This window comes from Arthrobacter sp. Y3223164, assembly GCF_059091005.1.
In genome coordinates this window covers 1-1,818 of the sequence record NZ_JBNHGF010000477.1, presented here as the reverse complement: position 1 = coordinate 1,818, position 1,818 = coordinate 1, and the positions used below count along the sequence as shown (strand labels likewise).

Sequence of the window (1,818 nt, the reverse complement as noted above, 5' to 3'; positions counted from 1 at the left end):
CGTCCGTCCGCGTCCGGGTGCTGGCCGCCGTGCTCGCCCTTTCGGCCCTGGGCCTGCTGGTGGCCGGCTCGGTGGCGTTCGCGCTGCAGCGGTCCCATATCATCCAGCGGGTGGACGACTCGCTCCAGCGCAGCGTGAGCGAGTTCAAGACTCTGGCGGAGACAGGCATCGACCCGGACACGGGCGAACCCTTCACGCAGGCCAGCCGGTTGGTCTTTTTGGCGATGGAGCGGACGCTTCCCTCCGCGAACGAAGGCATGCTCGGCCTCGTCGACGGGAAGGTGACATACACGGCGAGCCCGTCCGTGCGGCTCCGGCTCGAGCGGGATGCCGAACTCGTAGCCCTGCTGGGCCCGGACGCCACTGCGTCCGACCGGGTGGTGCTCAGCACTATGGAGACGTCGACCACGACGTACCGGGTGGTCGCCGTGCCGGTGCAGCTCTCCTCCGACCCGGCCCACAGCACGTTCGTGCTGGCCTACGATTACGACGCCGAGCTGCAGCAACTTGACGATATCTTCCTGACCTACGCACTGATCGGGTTCGGTTCGCTGGTACTGATCGGCGTCGTCGGCTGGCAGGTGGCCGGCCGGCTGCTGGCACCCATCCGGCTGGTGCGCGAAACGGCACAACGGATCACCGACGCGGACCTGACCCAGCGCATCCCGGTGGGCGGCAACGACGACATCTCCGAACTCTCCCGCACCTTTAACGACATGCTGGACCGCTTGGAGGCGTCCATGACAGCGCAGCGGCAGCTGCTGGATGACGTCGGGCACGAGCTGCGGACCCCGATCACCATCCTGCAGGGCCACCTGGAACTGCAGGACCCGCGTGACCCGGCGGACGTCGAGTCGGTGCGCGGCATCGCCTTGGACGAGCTGGACCGGATGCGGCTGCTCGTCGACGACCTGGTCCTGCTGGCCAAGGCGGAACGTCCCGGCTTCGTGAACCCGTCCGACGTCGAGGTGGGGCAGCTGACCGACGACGTGCTGGACAAGGCCCGGCCGCTGGGCGCCAAGCGCTGGACCGTCGATGCACGGGCCGAAACCCGCTGGCCGCTCGACGGGCGGCGGATTACCCAGGCCTGGCTGCAGTTGGTGGCCAACGCCGTGAAATTCTCCGAGCCCGGGTCCACGGTGGCGATCGGTTCGGCCGTGCGCGGCAATGAGCTGCGGCTGTGGGTCAGGGACGAGGGAACGGGCATCCTCCCGGAGGATCAGGGCAGGATTTTCGACCGTTTCGCACGGGGCAGCAACGGGACGCGGGCGGAAGGCTCGGGACTGGGGTTGACCATCGTCAGCGCCATCGCCGCGGCGCACGGCGGCAGCGTCGAACTGGCCTCGGCCCCGGGCGCCGGATCCACTTTCACCGTCGTGCTCAGCGGCCCGGAGGCGGGCGCAGACAAGGAGGAGAGCGCGTGAGTCAGATTCTGATCATTGAGGACGAGGACAGGATCAGTTCCTTCATCGCCAAGGGCCTGAAGGCCGCCGGCTACGTGCCCACGGTCGCCGGCACCGGGCGGGAGGGCTACCACCTGGCCATGACCGGGGACTTCGAGCTGGCCATCCTCGACCTGGGACTGCCGGACCAGGACGGCTTCACCGTGCTGCGCCGCCTGCGCGAGGGCCGCAACGACATCCCGGTGATCATCCTCACCGCCCGCAGCTCGGTGGACGACACCGTTGCCGGGCTGGAGAACGGCGCGAACGACTACATGTCCAAGCCGTTCCGGTTCGAGGAGCTGCTGGCCCGGGTGCGGCTGCGCCTGCGCTCCGAGGCGCAGCCGGCCGACCTGGCCGTCCTCGGCAGCGGCAC

Annotated in this window: 2 protein-coding genes; both read left to right on the top strand. The window is 69.1% G+C overall.

Annotated features, from left to right (window positions below):
* Nucleotides 1-1,424: sensor histidine kinase (locus AC5RUJ_RS15580; RefSeq protein WP_494156167.1), on the top strand; the 1,424-nt coding region annotated here is incomplete at its 5' end.
* Nucleotides 1,421-1,818 (top strand): response regulator transcription factor (locus AC5RUJ_RS15575; RefSeq protein ID WP_494156166.1); only part of this gene is annotated, 398 nt, incomplete at its 3' end. The genes AC5RUJ_RS15580 and AC5RUJ_RS15575, both read left to right, overlap by 4 nt.